The organism is Pseudomonas sp. GW704-F2 (assembly GCF_059423025.1).
Genome location: NZ_JBWKXO010000016.1, coordinates 1 through 24,227, shown reverse-complemented (window position 1 = coordinate 24,227; position 24,227 = coordinate 1). Strand labels below are relative to the sequence as shown.

General features: G+C 60.8%; 23 protein-coding genes. 12 read left to right on the top strand and 11 right to left on the bottom strand.

Annotated features, from left to right (window positions below):
- The first annotated feature begins 264 nt into the window (after nucleotides 1-264).
- Nucleotides 265-951 (top strand): lipopolysaccharide core heptose(II)-phosphate phosphatase PmrG, encoded by a 687-nt coding sequence (gene pmrG, locus AC07W0_RS15240; protein ID WP_057005896.1) that lies wholly within the window; start codon nucleotides 265-267, stop codon nucleotides 949-951.
- Between the two features lie 638 nt (nucleotides 952-1,589).
- Here pmrG and AC07W0_RS15235 read toward each other — a convergent pair.
- Entirely contained in the window at nucleotides 1,590-1,739 is a 150-nt protein-coding gene (locus tag AC07W0_RS15235) for a response regulator (protein WP_134939716.1), read from the bottom strand.
- 149 nt (nucleotides 1,740-1,888) lie between these two features.
- Here AC07W0_RS15235 and arnT point away from each other — a divergent pair, with 149 nt between their 5' ends.
- From arnT to AC07W0_RS15220, 3 genes are all read left to right on the top strand, one after another.
- Nucleotides 1,889-3,532 carry a lipid IV(A) 4-amino-4-deoxy-L-arabinosyltransferase gene (arnT, locus tag AC07W0_RS15230; RefSeq protein ID WP_102617666.1) on the top strand — a complete coding sequence of 548 codons (1,644 nt, stop codon included), beginning with the start codon at nucleotides 1,889-1,891 and terminating at the stop codon, nucleotides 3,530-3,532.
- A gap of 411 nt (nucleotides 3,533-3,943) precedes the next feature.
- Nucleotides 3,944-4,093, top strand: a complete 150-nt coding sequence (locus AC07W0_RS15225) for a transposase (protein WP_057005898.1) — start codon at nucleotides 3,944-3,946, stop codon at nucleotides 4,091-4,093.
- A gap of 504 nt (nucleotides 4,094-4,597) precedes the next feature.
- Nucleotides 4,598-4,987 (top strand): antitoxin Xre-like helix-turn-helix domain-containing protein, encoded by a 390-nt coding sequence (locus AC07W0_RS15220; protein ID WP_057005192.1) that lies wholly within the window; start codon nucleotides 4,598-4,600, stop codon nucleotides 4,985-4,987.
- Nucleotides 4,988-5,163: 176 nt separating this feature from the next.
- Here AC07W0_RS15220 and AC07W0_RS15215 read toward each other — a convergent pair whose 3' ends face one another.
- The 10 genes from AC07W0_RS15215 to AC07W0_RS15170 form a co-directional block, all read right to left on the bottom strand.
- Nucleotides 5,164-5,388 (bottom strand): hypothetical protein, encoded by a 225-nt coding sequence (locus tag AC07W0_RS15215; protein ID WP_143041273.1) that lies wholly within the window; start codon nucleotides 5,386-5,388, stop codon nucleotides 5,164-5,166.
- 102 nt (nucleotides 5,389-5,490) lie between these two features.
- On the bottom strand, nucleotides 5,491-5,847 hold the full coding sequence (locus AC07W0_RS15210) for a hypothetical protein (RefSeq protein ID WP_057005194.1): 357 nt from the start codon (nucleotides 5,845-5,847) through the stop codon (nucleotides 5,491-5,493).
- A gap of 1,062 nt (nucleotides 5,848-6,909) precedes the next feature.
- The gene (locus AC07W0_RS15205; RefSeq protein WP_017850069.1) at nucleotides 6,910-7,083 is read right to left on the bottom strand and encodes a hypothetical protein; all 174 of its coding nucleotides are present in this window, start codon (nucleotides 7,081-7,083) and stop codon (nucleotides 6,910-6,912) included.
- A 104-nt stretch (nucleotides 7,084-7,187) separates the two neighbouring features.
- Nucleotides 7,188-8,255 carry an NAD(P)/FAD-dependent oxidoreductase gene (locus AC07W0_RS15200; protein ID WP_102617667.1) on the bottom strand — a complete coding sequence of 356 codons (1,068 nt, stop codon included), beginning with the start codon at nucleotides 8,253-8,255 and terminating at the stop codon, nucleotides 7,188-7,190.
- Between the two features lie 711 nt (nucleotides 8,256-8,966).
- Nucleotides 8,967-9,899 (bottom strand): phosphatidate cytidylyltransferase, encoded by a 933-nt coding sequence (locus AC07W0_RS15195; protein ID WP_017850067.1) that lies wholly within the window; start codon nucleotides 9,897-9,899, stop codon nucleotides 8,967-8,969.
- Nucleotide 9,900: 1 nt separating this feature from the next.
- Nucleotides 9,901-10,521 carry a lysophospholipid acyltransferase family protein gene (locus tag AC07W0_RS15190; protein ID WP_046484323.1) on the bottom strand — a complete coding sequence of 207 codons (621 nt, stop codon included), beginning with the start codon at nucleotides 10,519-10,521 and terminating at the stop codon, nucleotides 9,901-9,903.
- 9 nt (nucleotides 10,522-10,530) lie between these two features.
- Nucleotides 10,531-10,974: a hypothetical protein gene (locus tag AC07W0_RS15185; RefSeq protein ID WP_046484321.1), complete on the bottom strand. Its 444-nt coding sequence runs from the start codon at nucleotides 10,972-10,974 to the stop codon at nucleotides 10,531-10,533.
- A complete protein-coding gene (locus AC07W0_RS15180) occupies nucleotides 10,964-12,262 on the bottom strand; it encodes a phosphatase PAP2/dual specificity phosphatase family protein (RefSeq protein WP_102617668.1) in 1,299 nt (432 codons plus the stop codon). The genes AC07W0_RS15185 and AC07W0_RS15180 overlap by 11 nt, the downstream gene beginning before the upstream one ends.
- A gap of 2 nt (nucleotides 12,263-12,264) precedes the next feature.
- Nucleotides 12,265-14,019 (bottom strand): bifunctional alpha/beta hydrolase/class I SAM-dependent methyltransferase, encoded by a 1,755-nt coding sequence (locus tag AC07W0_RS15175; RefSeq protein ID WP_102617669.1) that lies wholly within the window; start codon nucleotides 14,017-14,019, stop codon nucleotides 12,265-12,267.
- Between the two features lie 10 nt (nucleotides 14,020-14,029).
- The gene (locus tag AC07W0_RS15170; RefSeq protein WP_046381592.1) at nucleotides 14,030-14,653 is read right to left on the bottom strand and encodes a CDP-alcohol phosphatidyltransferase family protein; all 624 of its coding nucleotides are present in this window, start codon (nucleotides 14,651-14,653) and stop codon (nucleotides 14,030-14,032) included.
- A gap of 318 nt (nucleotides 14,654-14,971) precedes the next feature.
- On the opposite strand from AC07W0_RS15170, the gene hflK (AC07W0_RS15165) reads away from it, so the two are divergent.
- From hflK (AC07W0_RS15165) to cfaB, 8 genes are all read left to right on the top strand, one after another.
- Nucleotides 14,972-16,897, top strand: coding sequence for a protease modulator HflK (gene hflK / locus AC07W0_RS15165; RefSeq protein ID WP_102617670.1), 1,926 nt, complete (start codon nucleotides 14,972-14,974; stop codon nucleotides 16,895-16,897).
- A 12-nt stretch (nucleotides 16,898-16,909) separates the two neighbouring features.
- Nucleotides 16,910-17,899, top strand: coding sequence for a protease modulator HflC (hflC, locus tag AC07W0_RS15160; RefSeq protein WP_017850060.1), 990 nt, complete (start codon nucleotides 16,910-16,912; stop codon nucleotides 17,897-17,899).
- On the top strand, nucleotides 17,896-18,930 hold the full coding sequence (gene hflK, locus AC07W0_RS15155; RefSeq protein WP_017850059.1) for a protease modulator HflK: 1,035 nt from the start codon (nucleotides 17,896-17,898) through the stop codon (nucleotides 18,928-18,930). Before hflC ends, hflK (AC07W0_RS15155) begins: the two co-directional genes overlap by 4 nt.
- A complete protein-coding gene (locus AC07W0_RS15150; RefSeq protein WP_026140408.1) occupies nucleotides 18,927-20,813 on the top strand; it encodes a cation-translocating P-type ATPase in 1,887 nt (628 codons plus the stop codon). The genes hflK (AC07W0_RS15155) and AC07W0_RS15150 overlap by 4 nt, the downstream gene beginning before the upstream one ends.
- Nucleotides 20,814-20,928: 115 nt before the next feature.
- Nucleotides 20,929-21,180: a BufA2 family periplasmic bufferin-type metallophore gene (bufA2, locus tag AC07W0_RS15145; protein WP_102617671.1), complete on the top strand. Its 252-nt coding sequence runs from the start codon at nucleotides 20,929-20,931 to the stop codon at nucleotides 21,178-21,180.
- A 65-nt stretch (nucleotides 21,181-21,245) separates the two neighbouring features.
- Nucleotides 21,246-22,091, top strand: a complete 846-nt coding sequence (gene bufB / locus AC07W0_RS15140) for an MNIO family bufferin maturase (RefSeq protein WP_017850056.1) — start codon at nucleotides 21,246-21,248, stop codon at nucleotides 22,089-22,091.
- Entirely contained in the window at nucleotides 22,082-22,870 is a 789-nt protein-coding gene (locus tag AC07W0_RS15135) for an HvfC/BufC N-terminal domain-containing protein (RefSeq protein ID WP_046484311.1), read from the top strand. Before bufB ends, AC07W0_RS15135 begins: the two co-directional genes overlap by 10 nt.
- Nucleotides 22,871-22,957: 87 nt before the next feature.
- A complete protein-coding gene (gene cfaB / locus AC07W0_RS15130; RefSeq protein ID WP_026140407.1) occupies nucleotides 22,958-24,142 on the top strand; it encodes a C17 cyclopropane fatty acid synthase CfaB in 1,185 nt (394 codons plus the stop codon).
- Nucleotides 24,143-24,227: the final 85 nt, after the last annotated feature.

Here is a 24,227-nt window from a genome sequence, read left to right as displayed (position 1 = left end):
ATGAGGCCGGATGTTGGAGGAGGATGGCAACGAGGCTGGGACGTTAGTGCAGATGGCCAAGATTTCGTCGTATGCAGGGGCGAGTAAGAGGCTCTGAATGCTTGACTCTGGTCGCCCCAAAGCGTGACGCATACTTCTGTTTTTTCACGTTGTTTTCACCGTTTTAATACACAGCCATCTCTACATTCCCGCAGTATCTATGGTGCCGCGAAAAGGCGAGCTCCTGACTAGTACCGCTGTTCCTACCTCTGCAGGAGTGATGATATGGCTAGCATCCAGATGGGTGATGCTACAGCAGGCAAAGTGAACAATCGTACCGTGCGCTTGAGCAGGAAAAATATCGCATTTGGCTTAGCTGCCATTGCCGCATTGACTGCTGCCACATGGTATTTCCTTGCGCCCCGCGTGCCGGATCTGGGTGATGGAAATAACTTTGTACAGTCCGGCCTTAACGGACAGTGGATGGAGGGAAATGTCATAGTGATGGTTAGGCATGCCGAGCGCTGTGATCGTTCAAGCAATCCCTGCTTCGGGCCCCCCAACGGCATCACGGTCAATGGCCAGCAGCAGGCGTTGGCTGTCGCTAAGGGTTTGCAGAAGTTGGGTCTTGATAACGCTACCCTCATCTCCAGCCCGAAGACGCGTACCCAGCAGACAGCCGATCTCATCGCGGGCAATACCGCGACCTCACAGAAGTGGGTTGGCGAGTGCGACGCAGGCTTCAGGAATGCCGCGATGGCTTACAAGAAACCTAAGGAAAACCTGGTGCTGATTACTCACAGCGGTTGCATCGATCACTTCGAACGCACGATGCGGGTGCCTGCAGGTCAGCGATCCAGCGATTACGCCGAGGCATTTTTCATAGCTGCCGATGGTGCTAATGCGCCGAGGATCCTGGGCTCTCTGGGTTTTACACAGTGGAAGACAGTGATGGGCGAATCGTCGAAATGATGCGGCGCGTCACGCAGAGCACTATCGCTGGCTCGTCTGAAATCCACCAATATCCGCTTCATCCATAAGAGAGACTAGAGGAATAATCCACCAAAGTTCGCGTCACTCGCGCCGCTACCACTATTGGGAGAGCTAAATGAGGTGGGGAGTCTTCCCAAGAAGCTCATTTTTCCTGTCTTCAGTCAATTTGCCTAATCTCGTCCTCATTCTTGGGACAATGGCCACCCATCGTTCTTTCATGGCAGCAGGTCCTGCGGTCGACGCACTGTCTGATTGTCATTTCAGCGCCCATTCCCTAGTTATTCAACGGGAGGTTTCTGTGAGCTGTCACTGTGAGTTTCAGCCGCACCGAGCTCTAAACCTGGCAACAGGTAAATCGACCCAATAAGCGAAACCGGGGCAGGGAATTGCTCTGTTGTAAGTCCTATTAGGCAAAACACCCGGCTGCTCTGCTGGTCAACTGGCGCAGGATTGATGTGCACGACGTAAGCGCCAACGTGCAGCGCAACGATCTACTCGGCAAAGGAAATATGGCAATTTCATAACAGTCCCTCAGTCTCAACTAAGTTTCGCTATGTATCTTTTCCTCTGCGCAAGTTCAGTGCAGCTCACCTCAGGAGAAGCTACCTACACATGGATCACGAAAAAGCCGGATGGCTCAACAAAGTACCCGATGTGAGCGCCCCATCGCCGTCTATCGCCAGATCGACGATCCAGCCGGCTTCCTGCAAGCTGCGTTGCACGGTCTTGCCCAGCAGGGAGTTGTCTTCGACCGTCCGCGCTTTCATGCGTACTTCCCTAGATCTTCCCCATCCGAATTGCGCCAGTTCCAACGTATCACTCCGTTTGTTCGCCGGCACAGCATTTTAAGGAGACCCACCGCATGTCTTCGACCACCTCGATAACACCCCCCACAGTAGTCACTAGGCCAGCCGGGATGGTGACGCTGCCCGCGCTGGCCTATCCGGCGCTGTTCATCGCCTTCGCCCTATTCTTCGTTCTGCCTCTGGGCTTCCACGGCCTCTGGGTGCCGGATGAAACGCGCTATGCACAGGCGGCCCAGGAGATGCTGAACACGGACAACTGGGTGGTGCCGCACTTCATGGGGCTGCGTTATTTCGAGAAACCCATAGGAGGCTATTGGCTGATCGCGATCGCCCAGGCGCTATTCGGCGACAACCTCTTCGGTACGCGCATAGCCTCGGCGCTGACCACCGGTGCTACCGTGCTGCTGGTGTTCCTGCTGACTCGCCGGCTGTGGAGCGACCCACTCAAGACCTGGACCGCTTGTCTGCTTTACATGACCTTCGGCCTCGCCGCCGGGCAGGCCGGGTACTCCAACATCGACCCGCAATTGGCGCTTTGGACCACCCTCAGCCTGGCCTCGGCCTGGCTCGGCATGGAAGGCCGCAGCGCTCGGGAGCGCTGGCTAGGTTGGGCTCTGCTCGGCGCGGCCTGTGCCATCGGATTCATGACCAAGGGCTTCCTCGCCTGGTTACTGCCGGTGATCGTGGTGGTGCCTTACGCCGTGCTTCACGGGCGCTGGCGGGAGCTGCTCAAGGGCGGGCCGCTGGCGGTGCTGATCGCGGTGCTGATCAGTCTGCCGTGGGTGCTGGCGGTCAATCAGCGGGAGCCGGACTTCTGGAACTTCTTCTTCTGGAACGAGCACATCCGCCGCTTCACCAGCAACCATGCGCAGCACACGGCGCCGTTCTGGTTCTTCATCCCCATCCTGCTTGCTGGCAGCTTGCCCTGGACGCTGTTGGTGATACCCGCCCTCAAGCGTACCTGGGCGGAGCGGCGCGAGCGCCATAGCGGGTTTCTCGCGCTTTGGTTCGCTATGCCATTCCTGTTCTTCAGCCTCAGCAAGGGCAAGCTGCCGACCTACATCCTGCCATGCTTCGCGCCACTCGCGCTGCTCATGGCCAACACCCTGGTAGACAAGCTGCGCCAGAAGGACCTGCGTCTGCTGCGCGGTAACGGGCTGCTCAACCTGGCTCTAGGAGGTTTGTCGCTGCCGGGGCTGATCGGTCTCGAACTAACTCACCCTGTGTTTTCCGGCTACCCCGCGCGCTTGGCCAGCGCGGCGCTGGTCTGCATGGTCTGGGCGCTGTGCGGTGCGATCCAGTGGAAGCGCGCCAGCCAGCACTGGTACGCACCGGCCCTGGCGATCTGGGTACTGATCGCAGTGCTGCCGGCATCCATGCCGCAGACCATCGTCGATAACAAGATGCCTGACCAGTTCATCGCCGAGCACCTGGACCCGCTGCAGGGCGCGCGCAGCCTGCTGAGCAACGACCTGGGTGCAGCTTCGGCCTTGGCGTGGCGTCTGAACCGCAGTGACGTGACGCTGCTCAATGTTGATGGAGAGTTGCGCTACGGCCTTGGGTACGCGGATGCACAAGATCGACGCGTTCTGTCGAAAGACGTTGGTGACTGGCTAAGTAAGCAGATGAAGCTAGGACCCGTAGGGATTGTGCTGAAAGCCCCCGACATGCATGGCGACCAGCTTCCGTCTTGGCTTCCCGATGGAGCGAAGGTGTTTCGAGAGAACAACCTCCTAATTGTGATCACTCGCTAGCTTTATCAGGCGACTTTTCACGCATCGAGAGATTCGTCCGGTAAAGGCCTGGAATTTCCAATGCCCGCCAAGTGCATACAGGGCTCTCCGGTGCGTTATGGATTACGGTGTGTGGAAATAGCGACGTCAACGCTGCACTCGTGAGGAGGGGGGCAGCACTCCAGTGGCATCTTTTTCGTGTAGTTGCATTTCCTCCCAATTTTCACAGCAGCTGTATCCAAGCTTTCGATGGCCGCACCGGTAAGTTTGTGCCCTTGCCAAAAACTCTACCCTCCGCGCGGGTTCGTACTAAGTCGTGCTTTGACCCACATAGATGACTCCTGAAATACAGCACCCGCGTGGCACCATCAAAGTGAACTGGCCGATCGGAAGCGCTGTCGCCTGTGCCACTTTTCTGCGAGATCTGTTGGTATGATTGGAGTTGAAGCCATCTGGCTTTCCATCGAGCCTATGGACATGCGCGCCGGTACCGAGATCGCGCTGGCCAGATTGATCGCAGTGTTCGGTGTCGTGAAGCCGCACTGTGCATACCCCTTCGTTAATCGCCGTGCCAACGAATGAAGTTCTTGGTGCATGACGGTGTGGCAACGAAGCCCACGTGGATAATGACCCGGTGCCAACCTCTGCATGAGCTACGTCTGCAGGGCCTCCCGACTCATCTATTTTTGTGAACATAGACCGACGTCAGACGGTCGCGGTAGGGGGGGCAGGTAACCACCGTCCCTGCCGCGGCCCTTGAAAATACACCTAAAAGGGACTAGATATAAAAACGCTACCCTTTGAGATTCCGAACATGAAATCCACATTAGCCGCAGAGCTTCGCCAAATCGCCAAGAACGCTCCACGACTTTATTTCGCTCCGCTGATCGGAGCCATAAAAGAGATCCGATCTGAGATGCATAAAACCTACAACACAGAGTCAAAGAAAAATTAAGTGTTTCTTCGACTAACTCTTAGGTAGGTGGTAGATTTTTTACTTCTCCGCTACAGGCTATGCGCATGCTGAGGCGGGCCTCTCTACTTCAGCCATTAGTAGGTAAACTGCGTACGGCAGAGGAGAACAGGATGATCAGTGGTGAACGTCTTAGCGAGCAGCAGGCTACCACCGGGTTGAAGGTGGCTTTGCGCATCATCGGCGCCTGGGAAGCCACGCCCAGTCAGGCGTGCCGGATTCTCAGAATTTCACCCGCGACCTACCGTCGCGCATGGCGTGGCATTGCTGCAGGTCAGCGGCTCGATAAAGATCAGCAGCAACGCATCGGGATGGTGCTGGGTATCCACGCTTCGCTGCGGATGGTCTTCTCCAACCAGGCAAACGTGAAAGGTTTCCCTCGCTTCAAGAACGACAATCCGTTTTTTGCCGGCCGATTGCCACTGGAAGTCATGGCTCAAGGTGACATGATTGCGCTCTTCGAGACCTACAAGCGGATCGAGCACCTGGTGCTAGCCAGCTGAGAAGGCGACCCTTATCACAGAGACATTGAGGACATCATCATCATGCTTGACGGACGTCCAGCGCTACTGGCGGAAGTCAGTGAAGCCAGCGAAGAACTCAGGCATTACATCGCTGCGGGCATGCGGAGCAGCATACTCGTGCGTTAGTTTATCTCTACTGCGTGTTCGCTGGCCGCTTACGAGTGAAAGACCGTAGCATTGACACGTTCCTGACGATCAGCACGAGTGAAATTCACGACATTTGTCTTCATTGCAGCAGATAGATCGAACGGGCAGTGCAAGTCCTTGAGCTTATGTTTTTTGAGACTGCTCAGCGCCAGTAGCATTAGCTCCTCCACCTCACCGGCGCTCGCTGTGTAAGCTGTGGCACGGTATGCACGAGTAATATCGAGCTGGTTCACGCACTGCCGCCCCGAGTTGCGACATTCCACATAGGCCAGCTTCAACAGCTGTACCACCAGTCGCTTGATACCAAAAGTACAGCGGTACAGCTCAACGGCCGATTAACCAATATCAGCCTTTACGTAGGCATAGCTCGCTCTGAGACATTCAGCGATATCGTTCAGCCAATTCGCGCTGCCAGGCTCGTCCGGCAACATGCTTCGGGGATCAGCGAGCAGACGTTGCTTGTCCTCGCTGTTTCGGCCAAGTAGCTTATGAGCCAAGCTGTAGTTGCATACAAAAACCATCGGCACGCCAATGGCTGCCATGGTCAATAAAATGTCAGTAATCTTTGCAGCACCTGAGCCAGAGTTGGTGTGTTGCATCTCTTCTAATATCGCCAGGGAAAACTCGTTGAACGACCTGAGCCTGATTCCAGCAGGGTCACGTGAGGTGCCGCCCGAGATCAAGCGGCACATGCGACGGTTTTAATTCACACGCGATAGTTGTAATTCTCAAAAACCACCCTTCATGACTGCACTCTAGTTGTTCGTGTCAAACTATGTTGTGAGCAGCCGAGCCCTGTATTTGAAGCGCAGCCCATCTGTGTCAATCTATGTTGCTGTTGTCTTTACCCCGAATCATCCTACAGACCCCGATTTGCGCGAGGGGTTGTGTCAAATTATGTTGTTGGTACCCACCTGGTGGTTTTAGAGAATTAAAACTGTCGCAGAAGGCGGTAGGACCCATCTACCGCCTCCTGCGATGTCCCAAGCCTTTGGCTGCTTCCCAGTCTTCTAAGACCTTGAGCCGGACGTTTCATGCTGTTGCGAATCCAACCTGATGAGTCGCTTCGTTCGTACGTGGAGCGAAACCTATTCCTGCAATTACGCAATCCTGATTTAGACATTTTTAGATCACCGAACTTCCGCTATTACTCATGGGATAATTCACAAGTAATTTCCATCGCTGAAATTTTTGGCTGGTATGGCTGCTATGGGTTCAATAAGTTAGTGCATCTGCACACCGATTATCATTTTCGCAGCGTATTAAAATCTGATAGTAGCTTTGCATATTCAGAATCAGAGTTCGTCACTGCAAACTATTGTTTCGATAGTCTTAAAGTTAGCCGATCCTATTGCCCAATATGTGTGAAGCAAGACATCCACGATATAGGTTATTCATACTGGCGGCGTCTTCATCCTAAGGTAACGGTATGTGCTCGGCATAACGTCAATCTTCTCTTGTACTGCCTATTCTGTGGGAAGCCATTTTCTCGGGGTGGCCATGCTCTCAGCGTGCTATGGAGCGGCTGTGGGGGGCGCTGTCTAGGCGATGCACAGGCTACGATGAACACGGATTGATCAAATGGGCGTAACCCACTAGGTTTCCCATTTTTTCCCCTGTCGTTGGCTAGATTTTCTTAAACGTGCCAAGATTTTCTTAAAATGTGAGCCGAACACTCAGAAAATATTAACCGAAAATGGCCGCGCAACCACTATTTTTGGGCTTTCCGCTTATCGGCGGTAAGCGTCCGGCAATCACACCTTGCCGCATTGCGCTTTCTGGGCGACCTGGGCTTTGAACGCCATGGGGTTGAAATCTGCGACCATCGGAGCGGGTTTTCGCCCGATCACTGGAACATAACGAGCATAGGCCTGTTCGGCACACTCTCTGATCTCGGGGTCATCGTTTGCCTTGGCTGGTCGGATCATATCGGTCTCTTGAGTTGGAGCAGATTCAATATTGTTCGACTCATGTTGCTGCCGCACTAGGCTGATACTTGAAGAATAAGAGCGCCGATCCGCGATCAGGCCACCTACTCTTGGAAGAATCGATCGGGCCGACAGGGAGCAAGGGCAGAGGAGGCCCTGTGGTCGATAATTTCCTCGCTGACAAGACGGCCCACTACTGCCGCCAAGGTAACGCCTGGGTGCATGGCGCAAACGTATACGCCGCCGATTTTTGACAGATAACCGATGATGGGGACGCCATCCTCAGGCATTGGTCTGAGGCCGACGCAGGCCATTTCCGGATCAATGGAAACAGCCCCGTGCAGTTCGTTCTGGATCGCTCTAGCCGTTCGTAGTGCTACCGCTGCTGGCTGGTTTTGCAATGAGTCATCCACGTAATCCTCGGCCGCCAGCAACGCACCGTCCGAACTTTGCCTGACTTCCATTTCACGGCTTGAAATCAAGGTGTGTACGAGGTTGGGTTGTGACTTGTAACGGATGAAAATGGCGGGTGAGGCCTCTATAGGAAGGGACACTCCAAGCATATCTGTCAGCTTCGTGATGCCTGTACCCGCCGCCAGTACGACAATATCGGCATTGATGATGCCCATCGCGGTTTCAATCCCCGTGACTTTTTTGCCCTGGGTTGTAAAGCCGAGAACGCGCGTGTGGGTGAGAATTTCCGCCCCATTTTCCTGGGCTCCTGCGACCAACGCAAAGGTTGCTGCCACTGCGTCCAGCGCGCCTTCTGCTGTCGCATACAACGCATACTGAGGGGGATTTTTGAGATTTGGCTCAAGGTCTAGAATCTGCGATCTGGATACGAGATGTGCCGACTTCAGGTGACCTGAAGCCGGCATTTCATTTGACCTGGCGCTATAGGATAAGGCACCCGTCCAGCGAATCTTAAGATCAGGCAGTTGCGCCTCGAGCCGGCGGTATTCTCCGATTGCAGCACCGCGCAGTTGCGCAATGGGGTCTGGTTCGGGGTGTGAAGAATTGATCCATGCAAACGAGCTCCCAGTCACGCCGGAGGCTATATATTCAGCCTCGACCAAGGTGACTTTGGCGTTTTTACCTGCCAAGTGGTAAGCCAGAGACGCGCCTACGATTCCTGCACCGACAATAACGATTCGTTTGTCTGGGTTTTCCATATCAACTCCCTGTTCTGCCGAACTTGCGATGTTACACAGCCGGTCTACCGATATGTGAACCTGACAGCTCATGAGTAAGCGTCTGCTGGAGTCAGCTTGCATAGCTCTGGCAGGTATCGCTGGGATCGGGTAGGTGACTTTGTCGTACCCTTACGAACAAAGCATTGGTAGACATCCTTGTAGGGCGAAGGCTTAGAGCGGTAGGGAGTGCTTAAAAGGATATCGTAGCTGGCAGACCGGGGTAAAGATCACGTCAGCTTCGCTGGATTTGCCACCGCCAATCCTTTAGATCAAGGCGACTTAACAAGACGCTTACCGAGGTGGCGTCTGGTCCGAAAGCGCACATTCGGCTACCCAGGCGCGAACCACCGGTGATGTCTAGTGAAGGACTGGACTGTTCGTCGGCCGCCGTATGGAAGCATGCTACATGAGGGTATTGGCGCTGCCCCTGGGTTGACCCGGTTGCCGACGCAAGACTGCCCCTTTTCCAAACCTGTAAAAATCCAGCACAGACAATGATTCACGAGGAGTCAGACTGGGTCAGTGAAATCTCGGCAACTGGGTCAACTCGGCATCAGCGCCAACATGCGGCGTATCTTACACGCGTCTTTGCGACAAAAGATGAGGTCGATACGTCACCTCAATGCCGAGCGTGCGGGAGCAAACCCGCCCTCACATGTTGATCTTCGTCGGGCTTGAGGGCGGTGTCGGTCAGGTCCACCAGTAGCGCACGAGGTGGAAGAAAATCGGCGCCGCAAAGCACACCGAATCCAGCCGATCGAGCATCCCGCCGTGCCCCTCGATCATATGCCCCCAGTCCTTCACGCCACGGTCGCGTTTGATCGCCGACATCACAATGCCGCCGGCAAACCCCAGCAAGTTGATCAGCAGCGCAATCAGAAACGACTGCCATGGGTTGAACGGCGTGGTCCACCACAGCGCCGCGCCGATCAGCGAGGAGAGCAGGATGCCGCCGACAAAGCCTTCGACGGTTTTCGACGGCGACAGGTTGGGCGCAATCTTGTGTTTGCCGAACAGCTTGCCGCACACGTACTGCAACACGTCCGACAGTTGCACCACGATCACCAGGTAGGCGATCAGCAGCAGGTTGCGGCCTTCATAGCCGGGGATGTCGAGGGTGAGCAGGGCGGGCACGAAGGACACGCAGAACACTGCGATCATCAAGCCCCATTGCACCTTCGAGGCGCGCTCCAGGAAGTGTGTGCTGTCGCCGCCGAGGGAGGCGAGGATCGGCAGCAGCAGGAACACGTACACCGGGATGAAGATCGAGAACAGCCCGTACCAGTCGGCATAGATCAGCAGGTATTGCAGCGGCAGCGCCAGGTAGAACGCGGCCACCAGCGCCGGGTAGTCGCTGCGCCGGGTCGGGGTGAGGGTGAGGAATTCACGCAGGGCATAGAACGACACGGCATAGAACAGCACGATCACCGCGCCGGTGCCGAGCCAGAAGGCGATGCCGATCATCACCACCATCACCCACCAGGCGTTGATGCGGGCGTTGAGGTTGTCGATCACCGCATTCGGCGTGCCACGGGTGCGCAGCTTGAGGATCAGGCCGATCAGCGAGGCGAGTACCAGGATCGCGCCGATCCCGCCGAACAGCATCAGGGTTTGGCTATCCATCTCAGGAATGCTCCGGGGCGAGGGCGAGCAGGGCATCGCGGGTGCGGGCAAGGAAGGCGGCTTTGTCTTCGCCTTCTTCCAATTGCAGTGGCGCGCCGAAGCTGGTGGTACACAGCAGAGGCAGCGGCAGGACGCGGCCCTTGGGCATGACGCGGTTGAGGTTGGCAATCCACACGGGGATCAATTCGGCCTGTGGGTAACTTTTTGCCAGGTGATACAGGCCGCTTTTAAACGGCAGCAAGCCGTCTTCCAGATTGCGCGTGCCTTCGGGAAAGATGATCAGCGAGTCGCCGCCTTCCAGTGCGGCGAGCATGGGCTGCAAGGGGTTATCCACAGGGTCTTTGCGCTCGCGGTCGATCAACACGCCGTTGAACACGCGGTGGATGATGTAGCGGCGCAGCGCACTTTTGTTCCAGTAGTCGCTGCCGGCCACCGGGCGCGTGAATTTGCGCAGGTTCTGCGGCAGCGATGCCCACAGCAACACGAAATCGCCGTGGCTGCTGTGGTTGGCGAAGTAGATGCGTTGCACCGGCACCGGCGCGCAGCCCAGCCACAGGCTGCGGGCGCCGGTGACGGTGCGGGCCATCGAGGTAATCAGGGTGGCGACCACGGGTTCGAACATGGGAATTCCTTATCCGGCGAAAGGTAGCCAAGGGCTGGCGAGAATCACGCCCAGGGTCAACAGCACTTGCGCGCCCAGTAGCCAGGCTTGCTTGCGCAGCAGTTTGAGGGCGCCGCGACGGCGTTCGGTCCAGGGTCGGCCGGCGCGTTTGGGCGACTGCAGGCCGAGGGTTTGCAGGGCCTGGTCGAGGTCCGGGGTGTGTTCGGTGTTATGGGCGAGCAGGGCGAACAGGTCGGCATCGAAGGCCACGCGCAGCGCCCAGTACTTCTGCAGCAGGCCGAGGATAATCATCCACAGGCTGAGCAGCAGGCAGATCGGCGCGATGCTGGCCATCAGCAGTTGCGCCAGGCCGAACAACACGCCCAGCAGCGTCAGGCCTGTGGATAACTGATCCAGTGAGCGGCCGCGGCGCAGCAGGCTGGCGACGACCTGGAGTTCCATATCAGCAGGCATGGGGCAAGGCCTCCAAAGCATGGCGATGAGCGGGATGCAGGACCACCTGGGTCCGCGCTGTACGAATAATAGCCAGTGCCTGATCCACCGTGGCGGCGCGCCCGCTGTGCAGCAGCCAGGCCGCCACAGCGGTGGCGCTGCGCGAATAGCCAAGGGCGCAGCACACCAACACCGGGCCGCTGGCGCGCAGGCGTTCGATGGCTTGCGCGGCTTGCAGGCATTCGGCGGGGGTCGGCGCGATCAGGTCGAGGACGGGGACGCATTGATAGGCACGGCCCTGTGGATTAATCGGCAATTCCGCGCACAGATCGACGATGGCCTTGAATGAACCTTGCTCGCGCACGGTAGGAAGCCGACCGAGCGAGACGTTATCCACAATCAGGTCGGGCTGTGGATGCGTGCGCGTCCACAGCCGTGAATTGAGCCACGCCGCTGCCAGATATGGCGCATACAGCCAGCGCGCCGCAGGGGTCAGTCGACCGTCGGCACGCTTCTGGAAACCTGGCGCGCCGAGGACGACGTAATTCGCCATGATCAGCCCCAGGGACAGCGCCGGCCACAGCAGCCATAGCCACCACCCGCCGTAAGTCAGCGCGAGGATGAACAGCCCCAGCGCGCCCAGGCCGTAGCGCAACCCCAGGCGCCAGTGCGTGGAATCACGGGTCAGCCGCGCATTCAGCAGCGGGCTCGGATGTTCCAGCGGCCACAGCCACACGCACAGCCAACCCGCCAGGGCACCTGTGGGTAAGTCGATAAAGTGGTGTTGATAAGTGGTCAGCACTGAAACCCCAATCAACCCGAACCAGCCATGCACCAGCCAGCGCCAGGCGCCCTGGGTGTGGCGTTGGTACATGATCCACAGGATCACCAGCAGCGCGATATGCAGCGACGGCGCCTGGTTGAACGGTTTGTCGAAACCGGCCAGCACGGCAAACAGCCAGCCGAACACGCCATCCAGCTCCGGCCGTTCGAAGGTGAAGCGCAGCGGCCAGATCAGGAAGCAACTCACGGCGATGAGCTGCGCACTCAGCAGGCGCAGCGCATGTTGCTTCAGTTCATGGCGGCTGTTGGGCAGCAGCAGGGAGAAACCGTAGAGCAGGTCGATGGTCCAGTAGGGCACGATGGTCCAGGCCCAGAACGGCATGTGGGTTTCCCAATCGAACACCAGTGTGCCGACGTCGCTGCGCTGGCTGGTGACCCATGTGGCAAAACCGTAGGTGCTGAAAAACAGCGGCGCCAACAGCAACAGCCACAGGAACGCGGGCTTTAACAGGCCGGGTTCGCGCATGTTCAGATCTTCTGTGCCAGGGATACGGTAAAGATGCCCCACTCATCCACCCGCTGGGTGATCTTGCGGAAACCGGCGGCTTGCACCAGTTGATCCATTTCCGCCTGACTGCGCCGGCGCATCACCCAGGCCTGGCCCTGGCGATGGCTGGTCAATGCGCGGGCGATCAGTTCCAACTGCGGGTGCCATGGCTGGCCGGTGTAGACCAGATAACCGCCGGGCTCCACGGCTTCGGCCAGGCCCGCCAGCGAACCGCCGACCATGGCGTTGTCGGCAAACAGTTCATATAACCCGGAGACCACCGCCAGCGTCGGCTTGGGCGCCAGCGCTGCCAGCTCCGCACGGTCGAACGCATCGGCTTTGATGAACTGCGCAATCTCGCCCAGGCCTTTCTCGCGGATCAACGCACCACCGTCGCGCACGTTGATGTCGCTGTAGTCGCGCAGCAGGATCGATTCCGGCAGCGGCGAAACGCCCTGCAAGGCTTCGAGAATGTAGCGACCGTGGCCGGCGGCGATATCGACGATACGCACTTCGCGATCATCGGTGCGCAGCGTGGCCATGGCCAGGCGCAGCAGCTCTTCGACGTTCAGCTTGCGCTGGCGAATGCCGCGCCAGCCGATGGAGTTGAGGTAATGGGTGTCGATCATCCGCCCCAGCGCGCCTTTGCCGGTGGGCGTGTTGCGGTACACGTAGTCCAAGGTGCTACCGGAGTCGAAACCGGTGTCGAAGCCCAGCTTGACGCCGTCCGACAGGTTCTTGCCCAGGCCCATGCTGGCGCGGGTCAGGCGCCAGTACAGGTCGCGCAGGGAATTGCGCGGCAGCGGCGCGGCGAGGGCTTCGGATTCGGCACAGGTGGCGCCCAGTTTGTCGGCATCGAGCAGCGAGGCGCGGTCCAGCGGGTGCGTGAAGTTCTGCAGAATAAAACGCCGGGCGCTGCTCACGGCCACCGCACGGTCGCGCTCGCCGAGGGTGTCGTGGAAGAAGCCGGGGAGGATATGCAGCTCTTTTTTCAGGCTGCCAAGGCGGTCGAAGAACTGTTGTTGGGGTTTGCGGTGGACCACGAAGTCGGAGCCGGAGATCAGCAGTTGGGTCGGCACCTGGATCGCCTGGGCATCGGCGACAACCCGGTCGGCCGCTTCATACAGCCCGAGCAGCACATTCACCGAAATCGCCTTGGTGATCAGCGGGTCGCTGTCGTAGGACGCGACGCGCTCCGGGTCGTGGCTGAGGAACTTGGCCTTGACGTAACTGTTGACGAAAAAGTTGCCGCGAAACCTGCGCATCAGCGCCAGGCCCAGCCGGGCGAAGGGCACGTAGAGTTTGACTTTGAACGCCGGGGAGGCGAGCACCAGGGCGCGGATTTTCGGTGCGTAGTCGTGGACCCAGGTGGCTGCGATCACCGCGCCGACGCTTTGGGCGATGACTGCAAGATTTTCCGCCTCGACGCCGTAAGTGGCGCCGATATGCTCGCAGAACGTCTGCACGTCGCGGGCGCTGGTGGCGAAGCTGGGGCTGTCGCCGCGCTCGCCGGGGGATTGGCCGTGGCCACGGGCGTCCCAGGCGAAGAAGTCGAAATGGGGCAGGTTCAGTTCATCGACCAGATGGGCAATGCGCCCCGAATGCTCATGGCCGCGATGGAACAGCAGGATCGCCTTGCGCGGCTCGCCGCCTGCCGGGGCGGTGGCGGGCCAGTGCCGGTAGAAAAGCTCGACGCCATCATGGGTACTGAAGGTGTGTTCTCGCTGTTCGCGCATCGCAAAATCCTTATGCAGAAGGGGAAATGTGTTGTTCTTCTTTGAGGCCCTGGCGCACTCGGTTGACCACGGTGTAGGCGAGCAGGGCGGCGACCAGCCACATCACCGTGTCGACCCAGCCGGCACCGAGCCAGCCCAGCGCCACGCCGCTGGCCAGCACGCCGAGGACGAAGGCCCGATCACTCTTGCCCATCGGCCCGTCGTAGCGCCGCGACGCGCCCACCATCGGCCCGAGCACCCCGGCGTATTCGCTGAACACTGCCAGCAAGGTCACCAGCAGCACCGGCGCCAGGCTGACGCCGGGGATCAACGCAAAGGGCAGGATCAGCGCGCTGTCGGCGATCACGTCGCACAGTTCATTGAGGTAGGCGCCCAGGCGCGACTGCTGGCCGAATTCGCGGGCGAGCATGCCGTCGATGGCATTGAGGGCCATGCGCAGGATCATCCACAGCGGGATCAGCGCGAACAGCCAGAGGTGTTGGGCGAAGCCGGCGATCAGCAGGCCGACCAGCAGGGAGATGACCCCGGCCAGCACAGTGATCTGGTTGGCGGTGGTGCCGTTGTCGTAGAGGCGCTGCACGAGGGGGCGCAGCAGGTTTTGAAAACGCGGTTTGAGCTGATAGATCGAAATCATGGGAGTGACGTTTCCTTGTCCGTAAGCCCGCGAAAAACTGGCCTGAAGTGTGCCGACTAATCGTGGCCTGCACCAGTGATGGCACGTGTTTATGGGGGGGTAGTCACGTTCCGGAGCGCGATGCAGAACGAATGTGGGAGGGGGCTTGCCCGCGATGGTGGCGGCCCCGCCAACCCATGTATCACCTGACCCACCGCCATCGGAGCAAGCCCCCTCCCACAGTGGGTCTGTGTTGCAGGTGAATACGGTGTTTAACGAACAAAAATTTCACGCCATGTGTTATATCGTAACGAATTATGTGTGAACGGGCATGAGTGGATGCAAGTGGATCTAGAAGCTGACGGCGCTTCGGTTGAAGGACTGCCGCGTTTTCAGCAAGGGCTGTTCCATGCCCGTCGATTGAGGCAGGCCGGTATCAGCCTGACTGCGGTGGCTATCAGCGGCTGGGTGCTGGCGTTGTTCGTCGCGCTGTTCGCCCCGTTGTCGATCTGGCCGGTGGTGTTGATCAATTGCGCGTCTGCGTTGCTGGTGCTGGTGGCCGGGTTGCAGTCGGCGTGGTGGGTGGCCGATTGGCGTGCCCAGGCGCTGGAAGCGTCGGCACCTGAGTTACTCGAAGCAGAGAGTGAACCCGCTGGCTGGCAGGCGCGCCTGGTAGGGCGTTTCGGCAGAGGGTTGCTGGCGCAGATCGGCGCACCGGTGTTGTGGCTCGGCGGTTGGTCGTTGTTCGCGCTGGTCAGCATTGTCGAGTTCTGGAACCTGGGCTTGCCCGCGGCAGCGGTCGGCCAAGGCGCAAGTATCGGCGCTGCACTGGCCTTGGCATTGGCCTTTGGCCTGCTGGTGTTCGAGCGGCGCCTGGCCCAGGAAACCGCCGCGCAATGGCCGGAAGCCGCGCAGTTGGCGCAACTGAGCCGGGTGGCGATTGCGTGCCTGGTGATCAGCGCGATTTGCCTGCTGTTTGCCAGTGCCGGGTCGGTGTGGCCGCTGCGCCTGGCGACACTGGTCGGGCTGTTGCCGGCGCTGGTCGCGCTGGAGTTTCTGTTACGGGCCGCGCTGTCACTGTTCAGCCCGCGCCAACCGCGCCTCGAACCACGCCTGATGGCGCAGAGTTTTGTCGCCGGGCTGCTGCGCTGGCCGCCGCAACCGCTGCAGGCCTTGCAGCACGAATTGCACAACCGCTTCGGCATCGATCTGCGCCAGATCTGGGCGTTTACCTACATGCGTCGGGCATTCCTGCCGGTGCTGCTGGTGGTACTGGCCGTCGGCTGGGCGCTGACGGGGGTGCATGAAGTGCCCCTGCAAGGCCGTGGGATTTATGAGCGCTTTGGCAAACCGGTGCAAGTCTTCGGCCCTGGCTTGCATGCCGGGTTGCCGTGGCCGCTGGGCCGCGTGCTGAACGTGGAAAACGGCGTGGTGCATGAGCTGGCGACCAGCGTCAGCGAAGCCGCCAGCCCGGAACTCGCGGCGGCCGAAGGCCCGGCACCGCTGATCGCCAACCGGTTGTGGGACGCCAGCCATGTGAATGACAAGTCCCAGGTGATCGCCAGCAGCCGTGGCGACAAGCAGAGCTTCCAGATCGTCAATATGGATGTGCGCTTCGTCTACCGTATCGGCCTGACCGACCAGGCCGCACTGGCCGCCACCTATAACAGCGCGGATGTGCCGACCCTGATCCGCAGCACTGCCAGCCGCATCCTCGTGCATGACTTTGCCTCGCGTACCCTCGACGAATTGCTCGGCGAACAACGCACCGGCCTGGCCGACGAGATCGGCCGCGCCGTGCAAGCGGACCTGCATACACTCGACAGCGGCGTGGAGATTCTCGCCACGGTGGTCGAAGCCATCCACCCGCCGTCCGGTGCCGCCAACGCCTACCACGGCGTGCAAGCGGCGCAGATCGGCGCTCAGGCGCTGATCTCCCGCGAACGCGGCGCCGCCAGCGAACAAACCAACCAGGCCCTGCTGCAAGCCAGCACCGTCCGCGACCAGGCCCAGGCCACCGCGCACGAGGTCAATGCCGGGGCCCGGGCGGCGGACCTGCGTTTTGCCGCCGAACAAAAAGCCTACGCCAGCGCGGGCAAAGCCTTCGTGCTGGAGCAATACCTCGGCCAGCTGACCCAGGGCCTGGCTCACGCCAAGCTGTTGATTCTGGATCATCGCCTGGGCGCCGACAGTGCGCCGACGATCGATCTGCGTTCTTTTACCTTGCCGGCCGATCCCTCGGTGCCGCGTAAAGCCGTTCAATAAGGAGTCTGTCTGTTGAGCGCTCATTCTCACGATCATGGTCACCACCACCACGGCCACCATCATCACCACCATGGTGACGAACAACCCGCCGGCCCGTTCCCTTGGCGGCGCATGGCCTGGGCTGTGTTGCTGGTGTTGTTTGCAGTAGCGGCCGCCAGCCTGGTGCAGGTGCGCTCCGGTGAAGCCACGGTGATTACCCGTTTCGGCAACCCGTCGCGGGTGCTGCTGGAACCGGGCCTGGGCTGGCGTTGGCCGGCGCCGTTCGAAGCGGCGATTCCGGTGGACCTGCGCCTGCGCACCACCTCCAGCGGTTTGCAGGATGTCGGTACCCGCGATGGCCTGCGCATCATCGTGCAGGCTTATGTGGCGTGGCAGGTACAGGGCGATGCCGACAATGTGCAGCGCTTCATGCGCGCGGTGCAGAACCAGCCGGATGAAGCGGCGCGGCAGATTCGGACGTTTGTCGGTTCGGCGCTGGAAACCACGGCGGCCAGCTTCGACCTGTCCAGCCTGATCAATACCGACGCCAGCCAGGTACGCATCAGCGATTTCGAAGCGCAGTTGCGCCAGCAGATCGATCAACAATTGCTCACCACCTATGGCGTGCGTGTGGCGCAGGTGGGCATCGAGCGGCTGACCTTGCCGTCGGTGACGCTCACCGCCACCGTCGACCGCATGCGCGCCGAGCGCGAAACCATCGCTACCGAACGCACCGCCGTGGGCAAGCGTGAGGCGGCGCAGATCCGTTCCGCCGCCGAGCGCGATGCGCGCATCGTGCAGGCCGATGCCACGGTGAAAGCCGCCGACATCGAAGCGCAATCGCGGGTCGAAGCGGCGCAGATCTATGGTCGCGCCTACGCCGGCAATCCCCAGTTGTACAACCTGCTGCGTTCCCTGGATACCCTGGGCACCGTGGTCACCCCGGGCACCAAGATCATCCTGCGCACCGACGCCGCGCCGTTCCGCGCGTTGGTGGACGGGCCGAAGGACGTCCAGCCATGATCGAGCGTGACAGCCCGGACAGCCCATGGATTCAGGCCGGGCGCCTGACGTTCATGGCGCTGTACGCGGTGACGGTGTTGGCCGCCCTGGCCTGGGCGTTTTCCAATGTGCGGCAGATCGACCCGCAGAATCGCGCCGTGGTGCTGCACTTCGGCGCACTCGATCGGGTTCAGAATGCTGGGCTGTTGCTGGCGTGGCCGCAGCCGTTCGAGCAAGTCGTGCTGTTGCCGGCGGCAGACCGGGTGATCGAGCGGCGGGTCGGCAACCTGCTGCGTTCCGATGCCGCGGTGCAGGCCGATCGCGTGGCCAGCTTCGCCACGCCGTTGAGCGATGCCCTGGCCGGGTCCGGCTACCTGCTGACCGGCGATGCCGGCGTGGTGCAGCTGGATGTGCGGGTGTTCTACAAAGTCACCGAACCTTATGCGTTTGTGCTGCAGGGCGAGCACGTGCTGCCGGCGCTGGATCGCCTGGTGACGCGCAGCGCCGTAGCCCTGACGGCGGCGCGGGATCTGGACACCATCCTGGTGGCGCGCCCCGAATTGATCAGCAGCGACAACGGCGCCGCCGAGCGCCGTGAACGGCTGCGCGGCGACCTGGTGCAAGGCATCAACAAGCGCCTGGCGGAGTTGACCGCCAGCGGCTTGGGGGTGGGCATCGAAGTCACCCGCGTCGATGTGCAATCGAGCCTGCCGAGCCCAGCGGTGAACGCCTTCAATGCGGTGCTCACTGCCAGCCAGCAAGCCGACAAAGCGGTGGCGAATGCGCGCACCGACGCGGAAAAGCTCACCCAGACCGCCAACCAGCAGGCTGACCGCCTGGTGCAAGTCGCCCACGCCCAGGCCAGCGAACGCCTGGCCAACGCGCAGGCGCAAACCGCCACCGTCGCCAGCCTGGCCCAGGTCAAAGACCCCGGCTTGCTGTTGCGCCTGTACCGCGAGCGCTTGCCGAAGATTCTCGGCCAGGCCGGTTCCGTGACCACGGTCGATCCCAAAGACGACTCCCGCTTGATCATTCAGGGAGCCGAACAATGAGCGCACCCATGCTGACATCCGCCGAGCAGCGCAGCGCCGCCCGGCAATTGACCCTGGCCATGCTCGCCCTCGGCTTGCTCGTGCTGGGCCTGGTGTGGCGCTGGCTGGCGCCGGACCAGAGCGGCGTCAGCCAGTTGCTGCTCGGCGTGGCCTCGCTGCTGGTGGCTGTGCCGGTGATGCGCTCGGCCTGGTACAGCCTGCGTTTTCCCAGCCTGCATGGCATCACCGACCAACTCATCGCCCTGGCGATGCTCGGCGCGTGGGCCACGGGCGATCTGCTGACCGCCGCGTTGCTGCCGATCATCATGATCTTCGGCCATGTGCTCGAAGAGCGCAGCGTGATCGGCTCCCAGGAAGCGATCCACGCCCTCGGCAAACTGACCCGCAGCCACGCACGCCTGGTGCAGGCGGACGGCAGCATCCGCGAAGTCGACAACGGCACGCTGAACAGCGGCGACATCGTCGAAGTGCGCGCCGGCGACCGCGTGCCTGCCGATGGTGTGGTGCTGTCCGGCCAGGCCAGCCTCGACACGGCGCCGATCACCGGCGAGTCGGTGCCGCTGGAAGCCAGTGTCGGCGTGCAAGTGTTCGGCGGTGCGATCAACCTCGACGGGTTGTTGCGCCTGGAAGTGACGCGTACCGGCAACGAGTCGACCCTGGGCAAGGTCATCGCCCTGATGCAGAACGCCGAGCGCTCCAAGCCGCCGATCACGCGGCTGCTGGAGCGTTACGCCGGCAGCTATATGGTGTTGGTGCTGTTGCTGGCGGCGGTGACCTGGTTTGTCACCAATGACGCCCAGGCGATGCTCGCGGTGCTGGTCGCGGCGTGCCCGTGCGCCCTGGTGCTGTCGGCCCCGGCCACGGCGATTGCCGGGATTGCCGTGGCGGCGCGGCATGGGATTCTGATCCGCAGCTCGGCGTTCCTCGAAGAGTTGGCGGACCTGACCTCGCTGGTGGTCGACAAGACCGGCACCCTGACCTTTGGCACTCTGCGCCTGCAGTCCATCCAAACCACCGCGCCGGACCGCCAAGGGTTGTTGAACCTGGCGGCCAGCCTCGGTTCGGCCAGCAGCCACCCGGTCAGCCGCGCGTTGGCCGGGTTGGCGAGCCAGGAACAGCTGTTGGTGCTCACCGACATCCGCGAACGCCAAGGCCTCGGCGTGGTGGCCCAGACCGCGCAGGGCGAAGCGGCCTTGGGCCGGCCGGAGTTGTTCGAGCAGTTGGGCATCGTCACTACCCGCGTCCCCGACCATGATGGCCCGATTGCCGGGCTGGCGTTGAACGGTGCGTTCCTCGCCTGGCTGTTGCTGGCCGACAGCGTCAAACCGGAAGCCCGCCAGGCCCTGCAAGAGCTGCGCGACCTGGGCCTGGGGCGGCAACTGCTGCTGACCGGCGACCGCCAAAGCGTGGCCGACAGCCTGGCCCTCGACGTGGGCATCAGCGATGTCGAAGCCCAGGCATTGCCGGAAGACAAGCTCAACCGCGTGTTGGGCGAAATCAGCAGCGGTTTCCGGCCGATGGTGGTGGGTGACGGCATCAACGACTCCCTGGCGCTCAAGGCCGGCGTGGTCGGCGTGGCCATGGGTGCGGGCGGTGCGGACATTGCGCTGGCCTCGGCGGATGTGGTGTTGATTGGCAGCGACTTGCGCCGCCTGGGCACCTGTGTGCGCTTGAGCCGACGGTGCCGGCAGACGTTGCAGGTCAATGTGATCATCGGCCTGGGCTGGACGCTGGCGATCGTGGTGTTCGCTGCGTTTGGCTGGTTGGGCGCCGCGGGCGCAATGATCGCGGCGGTGTTGCACAACCTCAGCACCTTGCTGGTGCTGGGCAATGCCGGGCGGTTGCTGCGGTTTCAGGAGCCGCTGTCGAAGCTGGAGGAATAAATCCCAGGTTTTTTTCGAAGGTGCTGTAACGGCAAGGGGGCACCTCACTCTAGTGCTATGTCGCGACTGAGCATTCCGCTCAGCCGACCTAACCACGATTTATGAGGATGACCCCATGACCATCAAAAACGTCGTTTCCGGTGCTGCCCTGGCTTTCGCTGCCGCCGCCTTGTTTGCCGGTGTCACCACCCAGGTCCAGGCCGCCGACGCTCCGGTTCATTGCTACGGCGTAACCTCCTGCAAAGGCATGAATGACTGCAAGACCGCTGAAAACGCCTGCAAGGGCCAGGCGGTCTGCAAGGATCATGGCTTCAAGGCCATGACCAAGGCCGCGTGCGACGCGGCCGGTGGCAAAGTCGGCGCGTAATCGGCCCCGCGTACCCCGCAGCGGTCGCCGTCACCGCTGCGGACACTTTTGCCCAGGAGTGCCTGATGTCTACATCCCTTCCGAGCCTGGGTTACGGCCTGGGTCTACGCAGTGAGTACTACCAGCAGATCCTTGAACAATCGCCGGCCGTGGATTGGTTCGAAGTGATCTCCGAGAATTACCTGGTGCAGGGCGGTAAAGCCTTGTACTACCTGGACGCAATCGCCGAGCGCTACCCGTTGGTGATGCACGGCGTGTCCCTGTCCATCGGCGGGCCCCATCCGCTCGATACCGATTACCTCAAGCAGCTCCAGCAACTCGCCGCGCGCATCCAGCCGGCGTGGATCTCCGATCACCTGTGCTGGAGCCGCGGCAGCGCGCACCAATTGCATGACTTGCTGCCCCTGCCGTACACCGAAGAAAGTTTGTATCACGTGGCCAGTCGCGTGCTTCAGGTACAGGATGTGTTGCAGCGCCCGCTGGTGCTGGAAAACGTCTCCAGCTATGTGCGCGCCAAGGCGGATGAATTCACCGAGTGGGAATTCCTCAACGCGCTGACCCACTTGACCGGGTGCCAGTTGCTGCTGGACGTCAACAATGTGTACGTCAGCTCGCGCAATCATGGCTTCGATGCCTGGACGTTCATTCACAACCTGCCGCCGCAGAGCATCCGACAGCTGCATCTGGCGGGGCATATGGACTACGGCGATTACGTGGTCGATACCCATGACCACCCGGTGTGTGATCCGGTATGGGCGCTGTATCAACAGACCCTGGAGCACCTGGGCCCGGTCTCGACGTTGCTCGAGCGCGACGACCATTTCCCGCCGTTCGAAGACTTGCTCAGCGAGTTGGACAAGGCCCGGTCGCTGGGGGCGAGTGCCTTGCTCAGGAGAACGCTATGCGCCTGACAGATTGGCAACGGGCCTTCGAAGAGCATTTATTAGCCGAAACGCCCGTGGCCGGTACTGGCTTTGCCGCCACCTTGCTGGGTGGTCCTACGCTGGATGTGGAAACCGGCCTGGCGATTTATCACAACGCCTACCTGTCGCGCTTGCAGGACGTATTACGGCAGGACTTCGGCGCCCTCTGGTATTGGCTGGGCGATGACGAATTCGCCTCGCTGACCGAGGCCTACGTGCGTCGCTATCCGTCCGCCCATTACAGCCTGCGCTGGCTGGGCGAGCGGTTTGCGGGGTTTATCCAGGAGCACCTGGTGGCTGAACAAAGCGCGCCGTTGGCCGAGCTGGCACGGCTGGAGTGGGCGTTTACCCTGGCGTTCGATGCGCCGCCGGGCACGCCGCTGACCCTGGACGACATGGCGCGACTGCCGCCGCCCGACTGGCCGGGCTTGCAGGTCACCCTGGCGCCGACCGTTCAGCAGATATTCTGCCGCTTCAATACCGTCGAAACCTGGCGTGCCGCCAAGGCTAAATCGGCCTTGCACGCCGGCCAGCCTCTGGACGCGCCGCAGGTCTGCCTGGTGTGGCGCGATCAGCAGATATGCCGCTACCGCAGCCTGGAACCCGCGCAAACCTGCGCCCTGGCGGGCATGGTGAGCACCGGCTGGTGTTTTTCAGAACTGTGCGAACGGTTGGCGGTCAGTCATGGAGAGGGTGCGCCCCTGCAAGCAGTCTCATGGCTGAAACAGTGGGTTCAGGACGGTTTGCTCGAACGCCGGATTCCATAAGCGCAGGTTATCAGATCGATAGCTTCCTACCCGGTCGTCGGATGGTCTACCCTCTTTCCAGACGTCTGAAACAAGGGGGGACTACTCATGCTCGCGCAACTTCCACCGGCCTTACAGAATCTTCAGCTACCGCTGCGTCTTCGACTCTGGGACGGCCATGAATTCAACTTGGGCCCTGAGCCCAGTGTGACCATCGTGGTGAAGGACCCCACGATTGTGTCCAAGCTTTCCCATCCCACGCTCGATTCATTGGGCGAAGCCTTCGTCGAGGGCAAACTGGAGCTGGAAGGCTCCATCTCCGAGGTGATCCGGGTGTGTGACGAGTTGAGTCACGCCCTGGTCGATGACGATGGGGGCAATCGTCCGGTGCGCTCGTTCCACGACAAGGCCACTGACGCAGCGGCGATTTCCTACCATTACGACCTGTCCAACGAGTTCTACCAGCTGTGGCTCGACCAGGACATGGCGTATTCCTGCGGTTATTTCGAAACCGGCAGCGAATCCATCGATCAGGCCCAACAAGACAAATTCCGCCACCTGTGCCGCAAGTTGCGCTTGCAGCCGGGGGAGTATTTGCTTGATGTCGGCTGTGGTTGGGGCGGGCTGGCGCGGTATGCGGCGCGGGAGTTCGGGGTAAAGGTGTTCGGCATCACCCTGAGCAAGGAGCAACTGGCCCTGGCCAAGGCACGCGTGAAAGCCGAGGGCCTGGACGATCAGGTGGACCTGCAACTGCTCGATTACCGTGATCTGCCCCAGGACGGTCGTTTCGACAAAGTGGTGAGCGTGGGTATGTTCGAACACGTCGGCCACGCCAACCTGGCGCAATACTGCAAAACCCTGTTTGGCGCGGTGCGCGAAGGCGGGCTGGTGATGAACCATGGCATCACCGCCAAGCACACCGACGGACGCCCCGTGGGCCGCGGCGCCGGGGATTTCATCGAGCGCTACGTTTTCCCCAACGGCGAACTGCCGCACCTGGCGATGATGACCGCCGAACTCAGCGAAGCCGGGCTCGAAGTGGTCGACGTGGAAAGCCTGCGCCTGCACTACGCACGCACCCTGGACCACTGGAGCGAACGCCTGGAAGACAACCTGGAAGCGGCGGCGAAGATGGTTCCAGCGCAGGCGTTGCGCATCTGGCGGTTGTACCTGGCCGGTTGCGCCTACGCGTTTGCGCGGGGTTGGATCAACCTGCACCAGATCCTGGCGGTAAAACCCCACGCCGATGGCAGCCATGAACTGCCGTGGACGCGGGAAGATATCTACCGCTGAAGCATTTTCCCACAGCCCCGCAGATCCAAATGTGGGAGGGGGCTTGCCCCCGATTGCGGTGTGTCAGCTAGCGGATTGGGCACTG

What these genes read in the sequence shown, in the direction of transcription:
- pmrG (WP_057005896.1), top strand. Translation starts at nt 265, where the DNA reads ATGGCTAGCATCCAGATGGGTGATGCTACAGCAGGCAAAGTGAACAAT.
- AC07W0_RS15235 (WP_134939716.1), bottom strand. Translation starts at nt 1,739, where the DNA reads ATGAAAGCGCGGACGGTCGAAGACAACTCCCTGCTGGGCAAGACCGTG.
- arnT (WP_102617666.1), top strand. Translation starts at nt 1,889, where the DNA reads ATGGTGACGCTGCCCGCGCTGGCCTATCCGGCGCTGTTCATCGCCTTC.
- AC07W0_RS15225 (WP_057005898.1), top strand. Translation starts at nt 3,944, where the DNA reads ATGATTGGAGTTGAAGCCATCTGGCTTTCCATCGAGCCTATGGACATG.
- AC07W0_RS15220 (WP_057005192.1), top strand. Translation starts at nt 4,598, where the DNA reads ATGATCAGTGGTGAACGTCTTAGCGAGCAGCAGGCTACCACCGGGTTG.
- AC07W0_RS15210 (WP_057005194.1), bottom strand. Translation starts at nt 5,847, where the DNA reads ATGTGCCGCTTGATCTCGGGCGGCACCTCACGTGACCCTGCTGGAATC.
- AC07W0_RS15205 (WP_017850069.1), bottom strand. Translation starts at nt 7,083, where the DNA reads ATGATCCGACCAGCCAAGGCAAACGATGACCCCGAGATCAGAGAGTGT.
- AC07W0_RS15200 (WP_102617667.1), bottom strand. Translation starts at nt 8,255, where the DNA reads ATGGAAAACCCAGACAAACGAATCGTTATTGTCGGTGCAGGAATCGTA.
- AC07W0_RS15195 (WP_017850067.1), bottom strand. Translation starts at nt 9,899, where the DNA reads ATGGATAGCCAAACCCTGATGCTGTTCGGCGGGATCGGCGCGATCCTG.
- AC07W0_RS15190 (WP_046484323.1), bottom strand. Translation starts at nt 10,521, where the DNA reads ATGTTCGAACCCGTGGTCGCCACCCTGATTACCTCGATGGCCCGCACC.
- AC07W0_RS15185 (WP_046484321.1), bottom strand. Translation starts at nt 10,974, where the DNA reads ATGCCTGCTGATATGGAACTCCAGGTCGTCGCCAGCCTGCTGCGCCGC.
- AC07W0_RS15180 (WP_102617668.1), bottom strand. Translation starts at nt 12,262, where the DNA reads ATGCGCGAACCCGGCCTGTTAAAGCCCGCGTTCCTGTGGCTGTTGCTG.
- AC07W0_RS15175 (WP_102617669.1), bottom strand. Translation starts at nt 14,019, where the DNA reads ATGCGCGAACAGCGAGAACACACCTTCAGTACCCATGATGGCGTCGAG.
- AC07W0_RS15170 (WP_046381592.1), bottom strand. Translation starts at nt 14,653, where the DNA reads ATGATTTCGATCTATCAGCTCAAACCGCGTTTTCAAAACCTGCTGCGC.
- hflK (WP_102617670.1), top strand. Translation starts at nt 14,972, where the DNA reads ATGCAAGTGGATCTAGAAGCTGACGGCGCTTCGGTTGAAGGACTGCCG.
- hflK (WP_017850059.1), top strand. Translation starts at nt 17,896, where the DNA reads ATGATCGAGCGTGACAGCCCGGACAGCCCATGGATTCAGGCCGGGCGC.
- AC07W0_RS15150 (WP_026140408.1), top strand. Translation starts at nt 18,927, where the DNA reads ATGAGCGCACCCATGCTGACATCCGCCGAGCAGCGCAGCGCCGCCCGG.
- bufA2 (WP_102617671.1), top strand. Translation starts at nt 20,929, where the DNA reads ATGACCATCAAAAACGTCGTTTCCGGTGCTGCCCTGGCTTTCGCTGCC.
- bufB (WP_017850056.1), top strand. Translation starts at nt 21,246, where the DNA reads ATGTCTACATCCCTTCCGAGCCTGGGTTACGGCCTGGGTCTACGCAGT.
- AC07W0_RS15135 (WP_046484311.1), top strand. Translation starts at nt 22,082, where the DNA reads ATGCGCCTGACAGATTGGCAACGGGCCTTCGAAGAGCATTTATTAGCC.
- cfaB (WP_026140407.1), top strand. Translation starts at nt 22,958, where the DNA reads ATGCTCGCGCAACTTCCACCGGCCTTACAGAATCTTCAGCTACCGCTG.